This window comes from Streptomyces ziwulingensis, assembly GCF_039542605.1.
Lineage (GTDB): Bacteria > Actinomycetota > Actinomycetes > Streptomycetales > Streptomycetaceae > Streptomyces > Streptomyces ziwulingensis.
Map to the genome: position 1 here is coordinate 15,829 of NZ_BAABIG010000020.1, position 16,217 is coordinate 32,045.

Sequence of the window (16,217 nt, forward strand, 5' to 3'; positions counted from 1 at the left end):
CCCGGCCGCGGGCGCGCGAGCGGCCGGCCCACCGCCCCGTGCTAGGTTGATCCAATGGACGTACCCCCCGTGCTGCACGGCTCGTTCTCGCTCGAACTGGCCTTCTCGGTGGCACGGGCAGAGGTCTTCCGCGGCTTCGCCGAACCGTCCCTGAAGAGCCGCTGGTCCCGGCTGCCCGGCGGGTCCGCCACCGCCGAGCACACCCTGGACTTCCGGGTCGGCGGCGCCGAGACCGCCCGCAACGTCTTCGTCTCCGGTGACACCGAGGAACGCCTCGCCTACCGCTCCCGGTTCCTGGACATCGTGCCGGACACCCGGATCGTGTACGTCTACGAGGCCGAGGTCGACGGCAGCGTCCGCTGGATCTCCCTCGTCACCGTCGAACTGGACGACGAGCCCGCCGGTTCCCGCCTCACCTGGACCGAGCAGTACACCTGGCTCGTGCCCACCGGAGACGGCACCCGGGACATCGCCCACCTCCGCGGCGGCACCCGCCTGCGGCTCAACGGCCTGTCCACGGTGGTCAACCCCGAACGCCACCTCGGCCTGCTCCGCTAAGCCCCCTCCCGCGGGGCGCGCCCCCGCCCCCTCAGCCGCCGCGCCGGCCGCCGCAGCAGCGGCCAGGCCAGCAGCACCACGATCACCGCGTACACCGTCACCGCGAACGGCGTGTCCACCAGGCCCGTGACACTTCCGTCGCTGATCTGCAGGGCGCGCCGCAACTGCTGCTCGGCGCCCGGACCGAGGATGACGCCGATCACGGCGGGCAGCACCGGCAGCCCGTAGCGCCGCATGCCGAAGCCGAGCAGGCCGATGACGAGCAGGATCACCAGGTCGACGACCTCGCCGCCGACCGCGTACGCCCCGACCGCGGCGAAGAACAGGATGCCCGCGTACAGGTACGGCCGCGGGATGCGCAGCAGCCGCGCCCACAGCGGGGCCAGCGGCAGGTTGAGGGCGAGCAGCAGCACCATGCCGACGAACAGCGAGGCGATCAGGCCCCACACCAGTTCCGGTTCCCGTTCGAAGAGCAACGGGCCGGGCTGGATGCCGTACTGCTGGAAGGCGGCCAGCATCACCGCGGCGACCGCCGTCGTCGGCAGTCCCAGGGTCAGCATGGACACCAGCGTCCCCGCCGCCGAGGCGGACGCCGCCGACTCCGGTCCGGCGACGCCCTCGATGGCGCCCTTGCCCCACTCGTCCTTGTGCTTCGAGAGCCGTTTCTCGGTGACGTACGACAGGAAGGTCGGGATCTCCGCGCCGCCCGCCGGGATCGCGCCGAACGGGAACCCGATCAGCGGGCCCCGCAGCCACGGCTTCCAGGTGCGGCGCAGGTCCGCGCGGTCCAGCCACGGCCGGCCCACCGGGATCGGCTCGGCCGCCCCGCGCCGCAGATGCGCCGCCACCCACAGCGCCTCGCCGATCGCGAACAGACCGACCGCGACGATCACCACGTCGACGCCGTCGGCCAGTTGCAGCGAGCCGAAGGTCAGCCGCTGCTGGCCGGTCATCTGGTCCAGGCCCACCAGGCCGATGGTCAGCCCGATCAGCAGGGACGCCAGCCCCCGCACCCGCGACGAGCCCAGCACCGACGTCACGGCGATGAACGCCAGCACCATCAGGGCGAAGTAGTCCGGCGCGCCGATGTCCACCGCCAGGTCGGCCACCGTCGGCGCGAGCGCCACCAGCAGGACCGTGCCGATCAGACCGCCCGCGAAGTGGCCCGCGGCGGCCGCCGCCAGCGCCTGCGCGCCGCGCCCCGCCTTGGCCATCGGGTTGCCCTCCAGCGCCGCCACCACCGCCGCGCTCTCGCCGGGCGTGTTGAGCAGGATGGAGGTGGTGGAGCCGCCGAACATCGCGCCGTAGTAGATGCCCGCGAACATGATGAACGCGGCGACCGGGTCCAGGCCGTACGTCACCGGCAGCAGCAGCGCGACCGCCATCGCCGGGCCGATGCCGGGGAGCACGCCGATCGCCGTGCCCAGCAGCACACCGACGGCGGCCCACAGCAGGTTGAGCGGGGAGAGGGCGGTACCGAAGCCGTCCAGCAGCGAGTGCAGGGCGTCCATGTCAGAGCGCTCCCATCAGCGGGCCGCCGGGGAGCGGGACACCGAGCAGCTTGTCGAAGACGGCGTAGGTGACGAAGGACAGCACGGCGGCGATCAGCGGATCGCGGTCGAGGCGGCGGCTGCCCAGCGCGAAGGCGGCGCCCCAGAACAGCAGCGCCCCGGCGACCGGGAAACCGGCCGGCTCGATGAGGACGGCCGCGCCCAGGAAGACGCCGGTGAGCAGCAGGACCGTACGCCAGTCGGCGGGTTCGGACAGGTCGACGTCCTCGCCGCCCTCGGCGTGGCCCCGGCCGCCGCGCAGCACGTCCACGGCGAGGGCGGCGGCGACCACGAGCAGCCCGGCGCCGACGACGAGCGGCACGGTCCGCGGGCCCACGGGGCCGCGCTGGGTGAGGTCGACGTCCATGGTGAGCGCGTCGGTCAGCACGAGCACGCCGAGCGCCAGCAGCATGCCGCAGACGCCGAGTTCGGAGTGGTCGCGCAGCCAGGCGCGTCGCCCGGCGGGTGCGGCGGACGGGTCCGCGGGGGTGGTCACAGTCCCAGCTCCTTCAGTACGGACCGCACCCGCTCGTCCTGCGCCCGGAGGAAGGCGCCGAACTCCGCTCCGGTGAGGAAGGCGTCGTCCCAGCCGTTGCGCTCCATCGACGTCCGCCACTCGGGCGAGTCGTGCAACTCCTCCACCAGCCGCAGCAGTTTGTCCCGCTCGGCGTCCGACAGGCCGGGCGGGGCGACGACGCCGCGCCAGTTGGTGAACTCCACGTCGTAACCCGACTCCCTCAGCGTGGGCGCGGCCAGGCCGGTCACCCGCTCGGGGCCGGTGACCGCGAGCAGCCGCAGCTCGCCCGCCCTGATCTGGTCGAGGTACTCGCCGACCCCGGAGACACCGAACGCGACCTTGCCGCCGAGGATCGAGGCGAGCAGTTCGCCGCCGCCGTCGAACGGGACGTAGTTGACCGCCTTCGGCGCGATCCCCGCGGCCCGTGCCATCAGCATCGGCGCGAGGTGGTCGGGGCCGCCCGGTGACGAACCGCCGCCCACCGGCAGCTTGCCCGGGTCCCGCTGCCAGGCGCGGACCAGCTCCTCGACGGTCCGGTACGGCGAGTCCTTCGCGACCACCACCACGTCCTGCTCCTCGGTGAGCCGGGCGATCGGCGTGGTGTCGGCGAGGGTCCTGGGCGCGTCGTTGGACCGGACCGCGCCGACCACGCCGAGGCCCATCGACATGGCGAGCCTGCCGTTGCCGTGCTCGCTCACCAGCCGGCTCAGGCCGACCGTGCCGCCGGCGCCGGGCAGGTTGAACACCTCCACGTTGTGGGTGAGTCCGGCCTCCTCGGCGTCCTTCGCGGCGGTGCGGGCGGTGATGTCGTAGCCGCCGCCGGGGGTGTTGGGGACCATCAGGCGCAGGCCCGGGATCTGGGTGCCGGTCGCGGAGCCACCGCCGGTGTCCAGCAGCGGCGGGCCCACGAGCACGAGCACGGCGGCCCCCAGCAGGGCGAGGGGGGTGCGCAGACGCACGGATGCCACCACCTGTCGTCGCGTGGTTCGGTACGGGTACGGGGGCGCCCCGGGGCCGGCGCGGACGCCGGGCGTGACGTGGGCCACATCGTGCCCCCGGGTCCGGCGCCTGTCTGCCTTGCGTCACCAACGGAGGTTGTGGTCATTGCGGTCGCCGGAGGTCTGGCGCTCGCCCGGCCGGTCTGCGAACGTCACGGCGGTGAGATCAGGACAGCCACCTCACCGACGCGGTGGCGGAAGGAGCGGCGCGATGAGGGGAACGCACGGCACCGGTGACAGCGGTGACAGCGGTGGCAGCGGTGACGGCGGTGACAGTGGTGGCAGCGGTGACGGCGTCGGTGGTGGCGGTGGCGGCACGATCGACGCGCTCGTCGTCGACGACGACTTCATGGTCGCCCGGCTGCACCGCGCCTTCGTCGAACGCGTCCCGCCGTTCCGGGTCGTCGGCGTCGCCGGCACCGGGGAGCAGGCCGTCGCCGCCGCCGACGCGCTCCGCCCCGACCTGGTCCTGCTCGACCTGTACCTGCCGGACGTGTTCGGCCTCGACCTCATCCCCAGGCTGCGGGCCGCCGGCCACGACTGCGACGTCATGGTCGTCAGCGCGGCCCGCGAGGCGGACACGGTCCGCGGCGCCGTGCGGCACGGCGTCGTCGACTACCTCCTCAAACCGTTCGAGTTCGCGGAGCTGCGGACCCGGCTGGAGCGCTACGCCGTCCGGCGCGGCCGGCTGCTGGACTCGGTCGTGCGCAACCAGGCCGACGTCGACCGGGTACTGGCGGGGGCGTCGGCACCGGCCGCGCCCGCGCTGCCCAAGGGCATGAGCGTGGAGACCGCCGAGCTGATCGAACGCGCCCTGCGCGAGGCGGAGGGCACCCTGTCCGCGAGCGAGTGCGCGGCCCTCACCGGTGTCTCCCGGGTCAGCGCCCGGCGCTACCTGGAGCACTTCCACACCGTCGGCAGCGCCGAGGTCTCCCTGCGCTACGGCGCCGCCGGCCGCCCCGAACGCCGCTACCGCCACCGCGGCGGCCCCGGCCGCACCGCGGGGCTCTCCTCCGGCGGCGGGGTCCGCGCCTGAGCACCGGCCCAGGGCCCCGGCGCCGGTCAGTCGTGCGTCCGGGGGACCGTCAAGGCCCGTGCCAGTCCCTCGGAGTCGGTGCCGAGTTTGCGGTAGACCGCGGCGAGCACCTGCCGTACGCCCTGCTCGGTGAGGTGCAGCTCCTTGGCGATCAGGGCCGCCGGGTCGTGCCGGACCGTCATCTCGGCGGCCCTGCGCTCGTGCGCGGTGAGCGAGTCCGTCTGCGGGTAGCGCAGCGGCAGCGGCCGCAGACCGGCCGCCGACAGCTCCGTCCTGGCCCGGGCGGCCAGCCCCTCCGCGCCGCAGTGGACCGCCCGCTCCAGCCCCTGGTAGAGCCGGTCGGCGGCCTCCTGCACCTGGCCGTCGCGGGAGAGCGCGGCTCCGTAACCGACCAGCGCCCGGGCCAGCTCGTAGGCGGCCGGTGACGCCTCCAGGTGGCCGACGGCCTCCTCGTACAGGCCGAGCGCCGTGCGCGCCCCGGTGACCTCGGCCTCGGTGTGCAGGGCCTGGCCGATCACCGAGGCGGCACCGAAGTCCCGGGCCCGCGCGACCGCGTCCTGGGCCAGCCGGACCGCCCGGCCGGGGGAGTGCGGCGCGACGGCGGTGGCCAGCCGGAGCTGCCACGGGCACCAGGCGGGATTGCGCCAGCCGCGTTCCTCCAGCCGGGCCCCGACCTCGGTCAGCGTGCGCGCGGCCGGCCGCAGCCGGCCCTCGGCGAGGAGCAGCTCGGCGTGGACGGTGCGGGGGTCGGGGTAGATGACGGCCCTGGGCACCACCTCGCCGTAGCGGTAGTCGTCGGCCACCCGGCGCGCGTCGGCGATCCGGCCCCGCGCCAGCAGCGTCTGGATCAGGATGCCGACGGCGAAGAACTGGGCGGGTACCGCCCCGTCCACCCGGTCGGCGATCCGCAGCCCCTCCCGCACCTGGTCCTCCGCCTCCGCCAGACAGCCGCGGCGGTAGCGGATGTAGCCGTAGAGGGTGTGCCCGAGCGCCAGGTGCGAACCGCGCCACCCCTTGGTCTCGCACTCGGTGAGGCCGTGGCGGAACAGCTCCTCCGCCCGCCCCGGCTGGTCGCCGTACATGAAGACCAGGGCGACGGAGACGGGCACCTCGAAGCCCCTGTTCTCCTCGGTCCAGCTCAGACCGCCGCGCAGCGCCTCCTCCGCGCAGCCGAAGGCGGTCCGCCGGGACTCGCCGCGCAGCAGGGCGTCCCAGGCGCGCAGCCCGAGGATGTAGCGCTCCTCCAGGGTGTGGCCGGGCAACCGGCCGGCCAGCCGGGTCAGCCGGCGGGCGCGGGCGGGTGAGTCGGGCTCGTCCGTGCGGAAGGCGCTCCAGACGAAGTGGTCGGCCTGCATCCGCAGCCGGATGCGCGGGCTGTCGGTCCGCCGCGCCTCCTGGGCGGCGACCGCCGCGGCCTCCGCCACCTGGTCGGTGTGGGCCAGGGCCTGGGTGAGCCGGTAGACGATGGAGGCGCGCAGGTCGGGCTCGACGTCCGGTTCCGCCAGCGCCTCGCGCAGGTGGCTGACGGTCGCCGCGGGATCGATCAGGAAGGTGGCGCGGGCCAGTTCGTGCAGGAGCGCGGCGCGCTCCGCGGGCGGCGGAGGCTCCTGAAGGGCCCGGATCAGGGCGCGCCGGGCGGCCTCGGGGGCCCCGCAGCGCAGGTACTCGCAGGCCGCCTCCCGCAGACAGTCGACCGCCTCGGAGCTGCCCTCGCCGCTGGGCACTTCGAGCAGGTGCCGGGCGGCGGCGGTGGCTCCGAGCCCGGCGGCGCGGACGGCGTCCACCGCCGCGTTGTGCATCCCGACCCGCAGGGCGGGCGGAATGTCCCGGTAGACGGTCCTGGCGATCAGGGGGTGGATGAACTCCAGCCCGCCGCCGATCCCGGTGCCGGGGGAGAGGATCCGGGCGGCGCGCAGCCGCTCGGTGGCCGCGCTCGCCTCCTCACTGCCGACCACCGCGAGGCAGGCGGCCAGTTGCGGCAGGGCGGGGGTGCCCAGCACGGCGGTGGCGAACGCGAACCGGACGGTGCCGGGGCCGAGCCGGTGCAGCCGTTCGAGCAGGCCGGGCCCTTTCACGGCGGAGGCCAGCTCGCGCATCGTCGTCAGCTCGTCCGGGGTGCCCCGCAGCCGCCGCTCACCGAGCCGGATGGCCAGCTCCACGGCCTCGTAGGGGCTGCCGCCCGTCACCGCGCAGCACTCGGCGCAGAACCCCTCCCCGGCCTCCTCGCCCACCGCGTCCCGCACGATGCGGGCCACCGCGGCCTCGGTGAGCGGGGCCAGAGTGTGCGGGCGCTCCTCCTGGCGTTCGACCAGCGCCCGGAACGGCCGCGCGGCGGACGGCATCTCGTCGGGCCGGTAGGCGGTGACGACGAGGAGCGGAAGGTCCTCGACCCGGGGCCCGAAGGAGGTGAGCCAGCTCAGGGACTCCAGGTCGGCCCAGTGCGCGTCGTCGAGGAGCAGGACGACCGGTGCCCTGCGCACCGTCAGCCGCGTCATGACCCAGTCCAGGCCGTCGCGCACGCCGGTGGGATCGGGGGCGCGCGCGGTGCCGGTCGCCTCCAGGCCGAGGGCGGTGGCGACGATGTCGTACCAACTGCCCAGGAACGAGCGGCACTCGGGCTCGTCCAGCTCCGCGAGCGAGGGCTGCAGGAGCTGGCGCACCACGCGGAACGCCAGCTCCTGTTCGTTCTCGCCGCCTCTTGCCGACAGGACCGTGCAGCCGAGGGCCGTGGCCCGGGAGCGGGCCCGGGCGAGGAGCGTCGTCTTGCCGAGTCCGGCCGGTCCGGTGAAGGCGAGCAGACCGCCCCGCCGCGCTCCCGGCACGCCCATGTCGGTGGCGTCGGTGACACACAGTCGGTGCAACGCGGCGTCCAGCGAGGCCAGTTCAGGACCACGTTCGAGCAACGGCCGGTGTTCGGTGTTCGGTTGCCGCAGTCCAGTCGCCATGTGCCGTACTGCTTCCTGTCGACGGTCCGCAGAAGGACAGCGCCGAGCGTACGCCCGCTCTCGCCGGGGTGATCGCATTCTGAGACGGGGACGGCGAGGACGGGTGAAACAATCGCCATCCACGGGTGAGACGCCCCCCGCGTGGGTAACGTGGTCCGGTTGGCCTCCGGCCGACCCGCCCCGGCGGCGGTCATGGCAGAGCCGGCACCGAGTCCGTCTCCGCGTAGCGCGGCACGCTGCGCGACCAGTAGTAGCAGCCGCGTATCCAGCCCACCATGCCGTCCACGTAACCGGCGCCCGCCGGGCTCAGTTCCGGCTCGACGGTGCGGCGCAGCCGCTGGAACTCCTCGACCGTGCCGTTGATCCGCTGGACGGCCAGCGTGACGGCCCGGGGCAGGGAGCAGTCGTGCGACCGCTGGTAGGCGAGGGCCAGGTTGATCATCCCGCCGGTGCGGTGCTCCTTCACCGCGGAGAAGAGGTCGGGGATCCAGACCGCCGCGTCCGCCGAGAGCCTGGCCAGGCGCCGCATCACCGGGTGGTGCAGCTCCCGCGGGGCCGGCTCCAGGGGCTGGGCGGCCTCGGCCAGCGGATAGAACGGCTCGACCCCGGCGGTCAGGGCCCTGATCGAGGTGCAGACGCCGAACGCGGGGGGCGCCGGCCGGCTCTGGGCCACCGCCTCGTACAGCAGCCCGTGCACGTACTCGCGGCTGTACCAGGCCCAGCGCGCCGCCTGCGCCGGAGTGCACCGCTCCTGAACGCGCCGGTAGAGGTCGGCCAGGGCCGCCCCGAGCGGGGTGAGCGGCGGCTGGTCGTCGCGCAGGACCGCGATGCTCTCACCCACCAGGGGCAGCAGCCGGTCCGGTCCCCGGGCGCCCACCTCCTCCGCCCGGTCGTCGAACACGAACTGGTACGCGATCTGGTCGGCCATCAACTGGAGAAGCCCGGCGTCCATCGTCGGCCCGTTGTAGGAGGCCAGTTGCGCCGGGCGGGTGCGCACGATCATCTCCGCGACCGCGGGGTCGTCGCTCAGGCCCCAGCGGCGCAGCCAGACGTCGACGCCGGCCGCCGCCCGGTCCTCGTGCGGGCTGGCCAGGAACGGGAAGGGCATGTACAGCGTGCGGTCGATCAGCTCCTTGAGACTGCCTTCGGACGTGCCGAGGGGAGCCGCCGGGACCTCCTCGTACGTCGTGGCCCGCACCTCCTCGTACGTCGCTGCCCGGAGTGTCGCGTACGTCGCGGTCGTCTTCGTCACCTGCGGTGCACCTGCCATTCGGGGATCCGGTCTGCGGGGGACTTCACTCGGCGCGGGAGACGGGCGCGGGCGTTCTGCCGGGCAGGTGCGCCCGCGGTTCGCAGAGCAGCACCAGCGACCGGGGGCCCAGAGTGGCCGCGGGGCGCGGCCTGCCGACCCGTCCGGAGGGCGCGCGCAGCCTCCAGTGGCGGGCGATGGTCGCGACGGCGGCGACGGCCTCCGTCATGGCGAAGGTGTCCCCGACGCACTTGCGGCTGCCGGCGGCGAACGGCAGCAGCGCGCCCGGCGGCGGGCCCGCGGTCCTCCCCGGCAGCCAGCGCTCGGGGCGGAACTCCTCGGGCCGCGGGAACGAAGCGGCCCGGTGGTGCAGCAGGTAGGGGCTGTACAGCAGAGTCGCGCCCCGGGGCAGGCGGCGCCCGGCCAGCTCCGTCTCCCGGGTGGTGAGCCGGGTGAACAGCCAGCCCGGCGGGCGCAGTCGCAACGTCTCGGTGACCACGCTGCGGGTGTAGACGAGCCGGGTCAGCTCCCCGGCGCCGGGGGCGGTCCGGCCGGCGAGAACGGCGTCGACCTCCTCGTGCAGCCGGTGTTCCGCCTCCGGGTGCTCGGCCAGCAGGCCGAAGACCGAACCCAGGCACATCGCGGTGCTCTCCACACCGGTGAGCAGCAGCGTGACGAGCTGGTCGCGGATCTCCCGCTCGGTGAGCACCCCGGCGGCCCCGCGCCCGCCCTCCTCGGAGGCCCCGGAGGCCCCGGAACCCTCGTCGCCGGTGCGGCCTCCGTCCTTCCCGGCCGCCAGCAGGGTGCCCAGCAGGTCGGCGCGGGGCACGCCGCGCCGGCGTTCGGCGACGAGGTCGTCGACGAGCGCGCGCAGGCGGGCCACCGCGGCGCGGTAGCGCCGGTTCCCGGGCGTGGGCAGCCGGAACAGGGCGTCGACGGGCACCACCGTGCGGACGAACAGTCCCTGGACGACCACGGCGAGCGCGGACCGCACCTCGGCGGCCCGCCGGTCGTCCAGCGAGTCGGAGAAGAGCAGCCGACTGGTGACCCCCGTCGTCAGCGCCAGCAGCGCGGCGGTCACGTCGACGCGCTGTCCGGGCCGCCAGGACCGGCACACCGACGCGGCCTCCTCGCCCATGAGGTCCGCGCAGCCGGCCACCCGGGCGGGGCTGAACGCCGGTTGCAGCAGTCTGCGCTGGCGCCGGTGGTCATCCTGGCGGCACGTCACGAGCCCGTCGCCCATCAGCCCCCGGAGCCGGTCGTACAGCGGGCCGCCCTTGTCGAAGGTGGCCGGGTCCATGAGCATCCGGTGGACCAGCCGGGGCTCGCAGACCACCCAGGCACGCCGTGGCCCCAGGCGTATCTCGACCAGGTCGCCGTGGGCGGGAAGGGTTTCCAGAAAATCCAGCGGGCGGCGGAACAGTGCGGTAGCGTGCCCGAGGAAAGGGAATATGCCGGGTGCGGTTCCCGCGGTCCACACGGGGTCGGGTCCGGGTAAGGCTTGACTCACGGGACAACACCTGCCTCAGCGGCGCACGGACGAATTCGGTGACGCTTCACCGACTCGCGGCTCAGGTCATTGTTCTGCCCAGTCCGGCTCACTGTTGCCACTTGTACCTTCAGCATGCGGGGGCGCACAGGTGCACGAAGGGGCATGACAGGTCAGCGGCCGCGCACGCCGCCGCCGAAGCGGACGACCCGGTTCACCGGCCGGACGCGCCCGCCCGCAGTCCGTCCATGACCAGGTCGAGCAGCCAGGCGGCGCGCGGCTGCCAGTCGTCGCGCGGGTCGATCTGCCACAGTCCGGCGATGGCGAGATAGAAGTCGTCCGCGCTCACTCCGGGCCGGATGGTGCCCGCCTCCTCGTTGGCACGCAGGAGGAGTTCGATGGCGGAGGTCACCGGGGTGTGGCCCGGCTTGGCCGGTCCGCCCGGCCCGCCGGTGGCCTGCCGGATCGCCTCCGCCAGTCCCGCCTTGGCCATGGCGAACCGCGCGAGATGGTCCATCCAGTCACGCAGCGCCCGCTCCGGCTCGCGGTCCGCGAGCAGCTCGGCCGCGCTGTCGGCGACCTGCCGTATCCCGTGGCGGTAGATCTCCAGGACGAGCGCCTCCCGGTTGGGGAAGTTGCGGTAGAACGTGCCCTGCCCGACGCCCGCCTTCTTGGCGATCGCGCTCAGCGGGGCCTGCGCGCAGTTCGTCAGCTCCGCCAGGGCCACCTCCAGGATCCGCTCACGGTTGCGCTGCGCGTCCGAACGCATCGGCGCATCCCTCTCCGGCTGCCCCACCGGTCCTCCTCGCGGGTTCGTGGCCGAATAACGTCCGTGCCGAATAACGTCCTTGATAACCGGACAACTGTCCGTTACGTTTCCAGTGAGCGGACAATTGTCCGGTTGACTCCAGCATAGCGGCGGGGGCGACTTCGGTGGGAGCCGACGCCACCCGGCCCGGTGGCCCGCGCGCCCCGCGCCCGCGCGACGCCCTCCCGTGATCCGCCCCCTCCCAGGTACAGCGCCCCCCGATCCCCCGCACCCGATGCGCAAAGAAGGCTGACCATGGCTTCGACGCCCTCGTCGACGTACAGCGCCATCACCCTGAACATCAACGGCGAGAAGCATCCGCTGACCGTCGACCACCGCACCACCCTGCTCGACGCCCTGCGTGAACGACTCGACCTGACCGGCACCAAGAAGGGCTGCGACCAGGGGCAGTGCGGGGCCTGCACGGTCCTGATCGACGGACGCCGGGCCGTCGCCTGCCTCCAGCTCGCGGTGGCGGCCGACGGGCGCGAGGTCACCACCGTCGAGGGCATGGCCGAGGGCGACCGGCTGCACCCGGTGCAGCAGGCGTTCCTCGACCTCGACGGCTACCAGTGCGGCTACTGCACGCCCGGCCAGATCTGTTCGGCCGTCGCCGTGATCGAGGAACACGCGGCGGGCTGGCCGAGCGCCGTCACGCGGGACGTGGGACCGGAGGCGGGACCGCCCGAACTGACCCCGGAGGAGATCCGGGAGCGGATGAGCGGGAACCTGTGCCGGTGCGGCGCCTACGTGTCCATCGTGCAGGCCGTCAGCCGCGCGGCCGGCGCCCGCCACCAGAACACCGAGGAGGCGACGGTATGAGGGAGTTCGGTTACCGGCGCGCCGACGACGTCCCCGGCGCGGTCGCCCTGCTCGCCGCCGACCCCGAGGCCCGCTTCCTCGGCGGCGGCACCAACCTCGTCGACCTGATGAAGACCGGAGTGGAGCGGCCCGCCCTCCTCGTCGACGTCCGCGAACTGCCCCTGGACCACGTCGAGACCACCCCCGACGGCGGCCTGCGCGTCGGCGCGACCGTGACCAACAGCGACCTCGCGGCCCACCCCGAGGTCCGCCGCCGCTACCCGGCGCTGACCCAGGCGGTGCTGGCCGGCGCCTCCGGGCAACTGCGCAACATGGCCACCGTCGGCGGCAACCTCCTCCAGCGCACCCGCTGCGGCTACTTCACCGACGTCACCGGGCCCTGCAACAAGCGCGACCCCGGCAGCGGCTGCCCCGCCCGCACCGGCGTGCACCACAATCACGCCATCCTGGGCGCCTCCGAGCACTGCGTGGCCGTCCACCCCTCCGACATGGGCGTCGCCCTGACCGCCTTCGACGCCGTCGTCACCTACGAGACCGCCGACGGGCCGGGGCAGGTGCCGCTCACGGAGTTCTACCTGCCCGTCGGGGACACCCCGCACCGGGAGACCGCCCTGCCGCCGGGCGCGCTCGTCACCGGCCTGGTCCTGCCGCCCGCGCCGGTCGCCGCCCACTCCCGCTACCGCAAGGTGCGCGAGCGCGCCAGCTACGCCTTCGCGATCGGCTCGGTCGCCGCCGCGCTCGACGTCCGCGACGGCGTCGTGCGCGAGGCGCGCCTCGCCCTCGGGGCGGTCGCCTCCCGGCCCTGGCGGGCCCGCGCCGCCGAGCAGGTGCTGACCGGCGCGCCCGCGGAGCCGGAGACGTTCGCCGCCGCGGCCGACGCCGAACTGGCCGCCGCCCGCCCGCTGCCCGACAACGGATACAAGGTGACGCTCATGCGCAACCTCGTGGTGGCCGTACTCACCGAACTCGCCGAGGAGGCCGCCCGATGACCACCACCACGACCGGCCGCACCCCCCTCACCGGCGCCGTCGGCACCGCCCACACCCGCGTCGAGGGCCGCGACAAGGTCACCGGCGCCGCCCGCTACGCCGGCGAGATCCCCTTCACCGACCTCGCCCACGGCTGGCTGGTGCTCTCCACCGTGGCCCGCGGCCGCGTCCGCGAGATCGAGACCGGCCCCGTCCTGGACATGCCGGGCGTGCTCACCGTGCTGCACCACGGCAACGCCCCGCGCGTGACGTCCGACTACGTCGGCATGCTCGGCGTTCCGGACCCGACCGCCGCGGTCTTCCAGCACGACCGGGTGCCGCACGCGGGCTGGCCGGTGGCGCTGGTCGTCGCCGAGACACCCGAACAGGCCAGAGAGGCCGCCGAGGTGCTCGTCGTGCGCTACGAGACGGAGCCGCACGACATCGCCTTCGAGGCGGACCGGCCGGACGCCCACGCCGGGGACGAGGCGGCCGAGAAGGGCGACCTGGAGGCCGAACTCGCCGCGTCCGACCACGTCGTGGACGCCGAGTACACCACCCCCGAAGAGCACCACAGCATGATGGAGCCGCACGCGGCGACCGCCCACTGGGACGGCGGCCGGCTGGAGATCGTCGACTCCAACCAGGGCGCCAGTTGGGTCCGGAGCGAACTGGCCAACATGTTCTCCCTCGACGAGTCCGCGGTGCGGGTGCGCTCCGAGCACATAGGCGGCGGCTTCGGCAGCAAGGGCATGCGCGCCCACCAGGTCTCCGCCGTGATGGCCGCCACCGTCCTGCGCCGCCCGGTCCGCGTCGTCCTGACCCGCCGGCAGATGTTCTCGCTCGCCGGCTACCGCAGCCCCACCGCCCATCGGGTCCGGCTCGGGGCCCGCGCCGACGGCCGGCTGCGCGCCCTGGGGCACCGCTCGCTCAACCAGACGTCCACCGTCTACGAGTTCGTCGAGCCGGGCGCCGGTGTCGCCCGCGTGATGTACGACGCCGACGCCCACCACACCGCCAACGAGGTCGTACGGCTCGACGTGCCCTCCCCGACCTGGATGCGCGCGCCCGGCGAGGCACCCGGGTCCTTCGCCCTGGAGGCCGCGTTCGACGAACTCGCCGAGAAGTGCGGCGTCGACCCGATCGAGCTGCGCCTGCGCAACGAACCGGAGACCGGGCCGGTCTCCGGCCTGCCCTACGCCACCCGCAACCTCGCCGCCTGTTTCCACGAGGGCGCCCGCCGGTTCGGCTGGGCCGACCGCAACCCCCGCCCCGGCCTGCGCCGCGAGGGCGGCCTGCTGGTGGGCACCGGCACCGCCGCCGCCTCCTTCGGCGCGGGGGCCGGGGCCTCCACGGCCCTGGCCACGGCCGAGCCGGACGGCACCTTCACCGTGCGGATCACCGCCGCCGACATCGGCACCGGGGCCCGCACGGCCCTCACCCTGGTCGCCGCCGACGCGCTGGGAACGACACCGGACCGGGTCCGGGTGCGGATCGGCGACAGCGACTTCGGGCCCGCCTGGATCGCCGGCGGGTCGATGGGCACCCGCTCCTGGTCCTGGGCGGTCACGGCCGCCGCCACCGAACTGCGCGAGCGGCTCGCGCTGAACACCGACATCCCGCCGGAGGGCATCACCGTCCGCTCCGACACCACCGAGGCCATCGCGGCCCTCGCCCAGAAGGAACGGCACTCCTACGGAGCCCAGTTCGCCGAGGTCGCGGTGGACCCCGCCACCGGCGAGGTACGGGTGCGGCGGATGCTCGGGATCTTCGCGGCCGGCCGGATCGTCAACCCCCTCACCGCCCGTAACCAGCTCCTCGGCGGCATGACCTGGGGCATCTCCATGGCCCTGCACGAAGAAGCGGTCCGGGACCGCGCCACCGGCGGCCACTACGGACCCGACCTCGCGGGCTACCACGTCGCCACCCACGCCGACGTCCCGCACATCGAGGCCGACTGGGTGGACGACACCGACCCGGAGGATCCGGTCGGCATCAAGGGCGTCGGTGAGATCGGCGTGGTCGGCGCCGCCGCGGCGATCGCCAACGCCGTCTGGCACGCCACGGGCGTACGCCACCGGCACCTGCCGATCCGGCCCGACCGCGTCCTTCGGGCGGGCGCCGGTGTTTGACATCGCCGAGGAGCTGCACCGCTGGGCCGAGGAGGGCCGGGAGTTCGCCGTCGCCACCGTCGTCTCCGTCGGCGGCAGCGCCCCGCGCGGCCCCGGCGCCGCCCTCGCCGTCGACAGCGACGGCACGGCGATCGGCTCCGTCTCCGGGGGCTGCGTGGAGGGCGCCGTGTACGAACTGTGCGCGCAGGCCCTGCGGGACGGCGAGCCGGTGCGCGAGCGGTTCGGGTACAGCGACGAGGACGCCTTCGCGGTCGGGCTGACCTGCGGCGGCATCATCGACGTCCTGGTCGTGCCGGTCCGGGCGGCCGACGCCGCGCGGGAGGTGGTCCGGGCGGCGCTGTCGGCCGCCGCCCGGCGTGAACCCGCCGCTCTCGCCCGGGTCGTGCGGGGCCCGGCGGCACTCCTCGGGCGGGCTCTGCTGGTCCGGCCCGACGGGTCGGCCGAGGGCGGGCTCGGCGGGGACGCGGAGCTGGACCGGACGGCGGCGGCCGAGGCCCGCGCCCTGCTGGACGCGGGCCGCACCGGCACCGTCCCGGTCTCCGAGGACGGCTCACACTGCCCCGGCGGGCTCACCCTGCTCGTCGAGTCGAGCACCCCGCCGCCCCGCATGATCGTCTTCGGCGCGGTCGACTTCGCGGCGGCGCTGGTCCGCGCGGGCAAGTTCCTCGGCCACCATGTGACCGTCTGCGACGCACGGCCCGTCTTCGCCACCGCGGCCCGCTTCCCCGAGGCCGACGAGGTCGTCGTCGACTGGCCGCACCGCTATCTGCGGCGCACCGCCACCGACGCGCGCACGGTCCTGTGCGTGCTCACCCACGACGCGAAGTTCGACATCCCGCTGCTGACCGAGGCGCTGCGGATGCCCGTCGCCTTCGTCGGGGCGATGGGCTCGCGCCGCACCCACGACGACCGCACCCGACGGCTGCGCGAGGCCGGCCTGAGCACCCGCGAACTCTCCCGCCTGCGCTCCCCGATCGGCCTCGACCTGGGCGCCCGCACACCCGAGGAGACGGCCCTGTCCATCGCGGCGGAGATCGTCGCCGCCCGGCGCGGGGGCACCGGCCGACCCCTCACGGAGACGGGCACCCCGATCCACCGGGAGGTGTCGGGGACGGCGGCGTGAGGTGCGCGGGGGAGTGGCGGGC

The 16,217-nt window shown here is 74.6% G+C and carries 13 protein-coding genes; 6 read left to right on the forward strand and 7 right to left on the reverse strand.

The genetic code is table 11. The features are described 5' to 3' along the window. Positions 1-54 precede the first annotated feature (54 nt). On the forward strand, positions 55-558 hold the full coding sequence (locus tag ABEB00_RS10100; RefSeq protein WP_345618888.1) for an SRPBCC domain-containing protein: 504 nt from the start codon (positions 55-57) through the stop codon (positions 556-558). Here ABEB00_RS10100 and ABEB00_RS10105 read toward each other — a convergent pair. The 3 genes from ABEB00_RS10105 to ABEB00_RS10115 are packed head-to-tail and all read right to left on the reverse strand — an operon-like array spanning position 555 to position 3,584. Beyond that, the gene (locus ABEB00_RS10105) at positions 555-2,069 is read right to left on the reverse strand and encodes a tripartite tricarboxylate transporter permease (RefSeq protein ID WP_345618889.1); all 1,515 of its coding nucleotides are present in this window, start codon (positions 2,067-2,069) and stop codon (positions 555-557) included. The two genes, ABEB00_RS10100 and ABEB00_RS10105, sit on opposite strands and share 4 nt — an antisense overlap. A 1-nt stretch (position 2,070) precedes the next feature. Then, positions 2,071-2,604, reverse strand: coding sequence for a tripartite tricarboxylate transporter TctB family protein (locus ABEB00_RS10110; RefSeq protein WP_345618890.1), 534 nt, complete (start codon positions 2,602-2,604; stop codon positions 2,071-2,073). Then, positions 2,601-3,584, reverse strand: a complete 984-nt coding sequence (locus ABEB00_RS10115; protein ID WP_345618891.1) for a Bug family tripartite tricarboxylate transporter substrate binding protein — start codon at positions 3,582-3,584, stop codon at positions 2,601-2,603. Before ABEB00_RS10115 ends, ABEB00_RS10110 begins: the two co-directional genes overlap by 4 nt. A 250-nt stretch (positions 3,585-3,834) precedes the next feature. On the opposite strand from ABEB00_RS10115, the gene ABEB00_RS10120 reads away from it, so the two are divergent. Beyond that, on the forward strand, positions 3,835-4,659 hold the full coding sequence (locus ABEB00_RS10120) for a response regulator (RefSeq protein WP_345618892.1): 825 nt from the start codon (positions 3,835-3,837) through the stop codon (positions 4,657-4,659). Between the two features lie 26 nt (positions 4,660-4,685). Here ABEB00_RS10120 and ABEB00_RS10125 read toward each other — a convergent pair whose 3' ends face one another. From ABEB00_RS10125 to ABEB00_RS10140, 4 genes are all read right to left on the reverse strand, one after another. After that, on the reverse strand, positions 4,686-7,604 hold the full coding sequence (locus ABEB00_RS10125) for an ATP-binding protein (protein WP_345618893.1): 2,919 nt from the start codon (positions 7,602-7,604) through the stop codon (positions 4,686-4,688). A gap of 190 nt (positions 7,605-7,794) precedes the next feature. After that, complete coding sequence (locus tag ABEB00_RS10130; RefSeq protein WP_345618894.1) at positions 7,795-8,856, reverse strand: (-)-alpha-amorphene synthase; 1,062 nt, start codon at positions 8,854-8,856, stop codon at positions 7,795-7,797. Between the two features lie 43 nt (positions 8,857-8,899). Continuing rightward, positions 8,900-10,363 (reverse strand): cytochrome P450, encoded by a 1,464-nt coding sequence (locus ABEB00_RS10135; protein WP_345618896.1) that lies wholly within the window; start codon positions 10,361-10,363, stop codon positions 8,900-8,902. A gap of 193 nt (positions 10,364-10,556) precedes the next feature. Continuing rightward, positions 10,557-11,111, reverse strand: a complete 555-nt coding sequence (locus tag ABEB00_RS10140; protein ID WP_345618897.1) for a TetR/AcrR family transcriptional regulator — start codon at positions 11,109-11,111, stop codon at positions 10,557-10,559. Between the two features lie 294 nt (positions 11,112-11,405). Between ABEB00_RS10140 and ABEB00_RS10145 the strand changes: the two genes are divergently transcribed. Genes ABEB00_RS10145 through ABEB00_RS10160 form a run of 4 tightly spaced genes read left to right on the forward strand, consistent with a single transcriptional unit; the run spans position 11,406 to position 16,195 of the window. Then, the gene (locus ABEB00_RS10145; RefSeq protein ID WP_345618898.1) at positions 11,406-11,972 is read left to right on the forward strand and encodes a (2Fe-2S)-binding protein; all 567 of its coding nucleotides are present in this window, start codon (positions 11,406-11,408) and stop codon (positions 11,970-11,972) included. Next, positions 11,969-12,961 (forward strand): FAD binding domain-containing protein, encoded by a 993-nt coding sequence (locus ABEB00_RS10150; protein ID WP_345618899.1) that lies wholly within the window; start codon positions 11,969-11,971, stop codon positions 12,959-12,961. The genes ABEB00_RS10145 and ABEB00_RS10150 overlap by 4 nt, the downstream gene beginning before the upstream one ends. Next, positions 12,958-15,072, forward strand: a complete 2,115-nt coding sequence (locus tag ABEB00_RS10155; RefSeq protein WP_345618901.1) for a xanthine dehydrogenase family protein molybdopterin-binding subunit — start codon at positions 12,958-12,960, stop codon at positions 15,070-15,072. The genes ABEB00_RS10150 and ABEB00_RS10155 overlap by 4 nt, the downstream gene beginning before the upstream one ends. Then, entirely contained in the window at positions 15,065-16,195 is a 1,131-nt protein-coding gene (locus ABEB00_RS10160; protein WP_345618902.1) for an XdhC family protein, read from the forward strand. The genes ABEB00_RS10155 and ABEB00_RS10160 overlap by 8 nt, the downstream gene beginning before the upstream one ends. Positions 16,196-16,217 lie beyond the last annotated feature (22 nt).

What these genes read in the sequence shown, in the direction of transcription:
- ABEB00_RS10150 (WP_345618899.1), top strand. Translation starts at nt 11,969, where the DNA reads ATGAGGGAGTTCGGTTACCGGCGCGCCGACGACGTCCCCGGCGCGGTC.
- ABEB00_RS10100 (WP_345618888.1), top strand. Translation starts at nt 55, where the DNA reads ATGGACGTACCCCCCGTGCTGCACGGCTCGTTCTCGCTCGAACTGGCC.
- ABEB00_RS10155 (WP_345618901.1), top strand. Translation starts at nt 12,958, where the DNA reads ATGACCACCACCACGACCGGCCGCACCCCCCTCACCGGCGCCGTCGGC.
- ABEB00_RS10120 (WP_345618892.1), top strand. Translation starts at nt 3,835, where the DNA reads ATGAGGGGAACGCACGGCACCGGTGACAGCGGTGACAGCGGTGGCAGC.
- ABEB00_RS10125 (WP_345618893.1), bottom strand. Translation starts at nt 7,604, where the DNA reads ATGGCGACTGGACTGCGGCAACCGAACACCGAACACCGGCCGTTGCTC.
- ABEB00_RS10140 (WP_345618897.1), bottom strand. Translation starts at nt 11,111, where the DNA reads ATGCGTTCGGACGCGCAGCGCAACCGTGAGCGGATCCTGGAGGTGGCC.
- ABEB00_RS10105 (WP_345618889.1), bottom strand. Translation starts at nt 2,069, where the DNA reads ATGGACGCCCTGCACTCGCTGCTGGACGGCTTCGGTACCGCCCTCTCC.
- ABEB00_RS10145 (WP_345618898.1), top strand. Translation starts at nt 11,406, where the DNA reads ATGGCTTCGACGCCCTCGTCGACGTACAGCGCCATCACCCTGAACATC.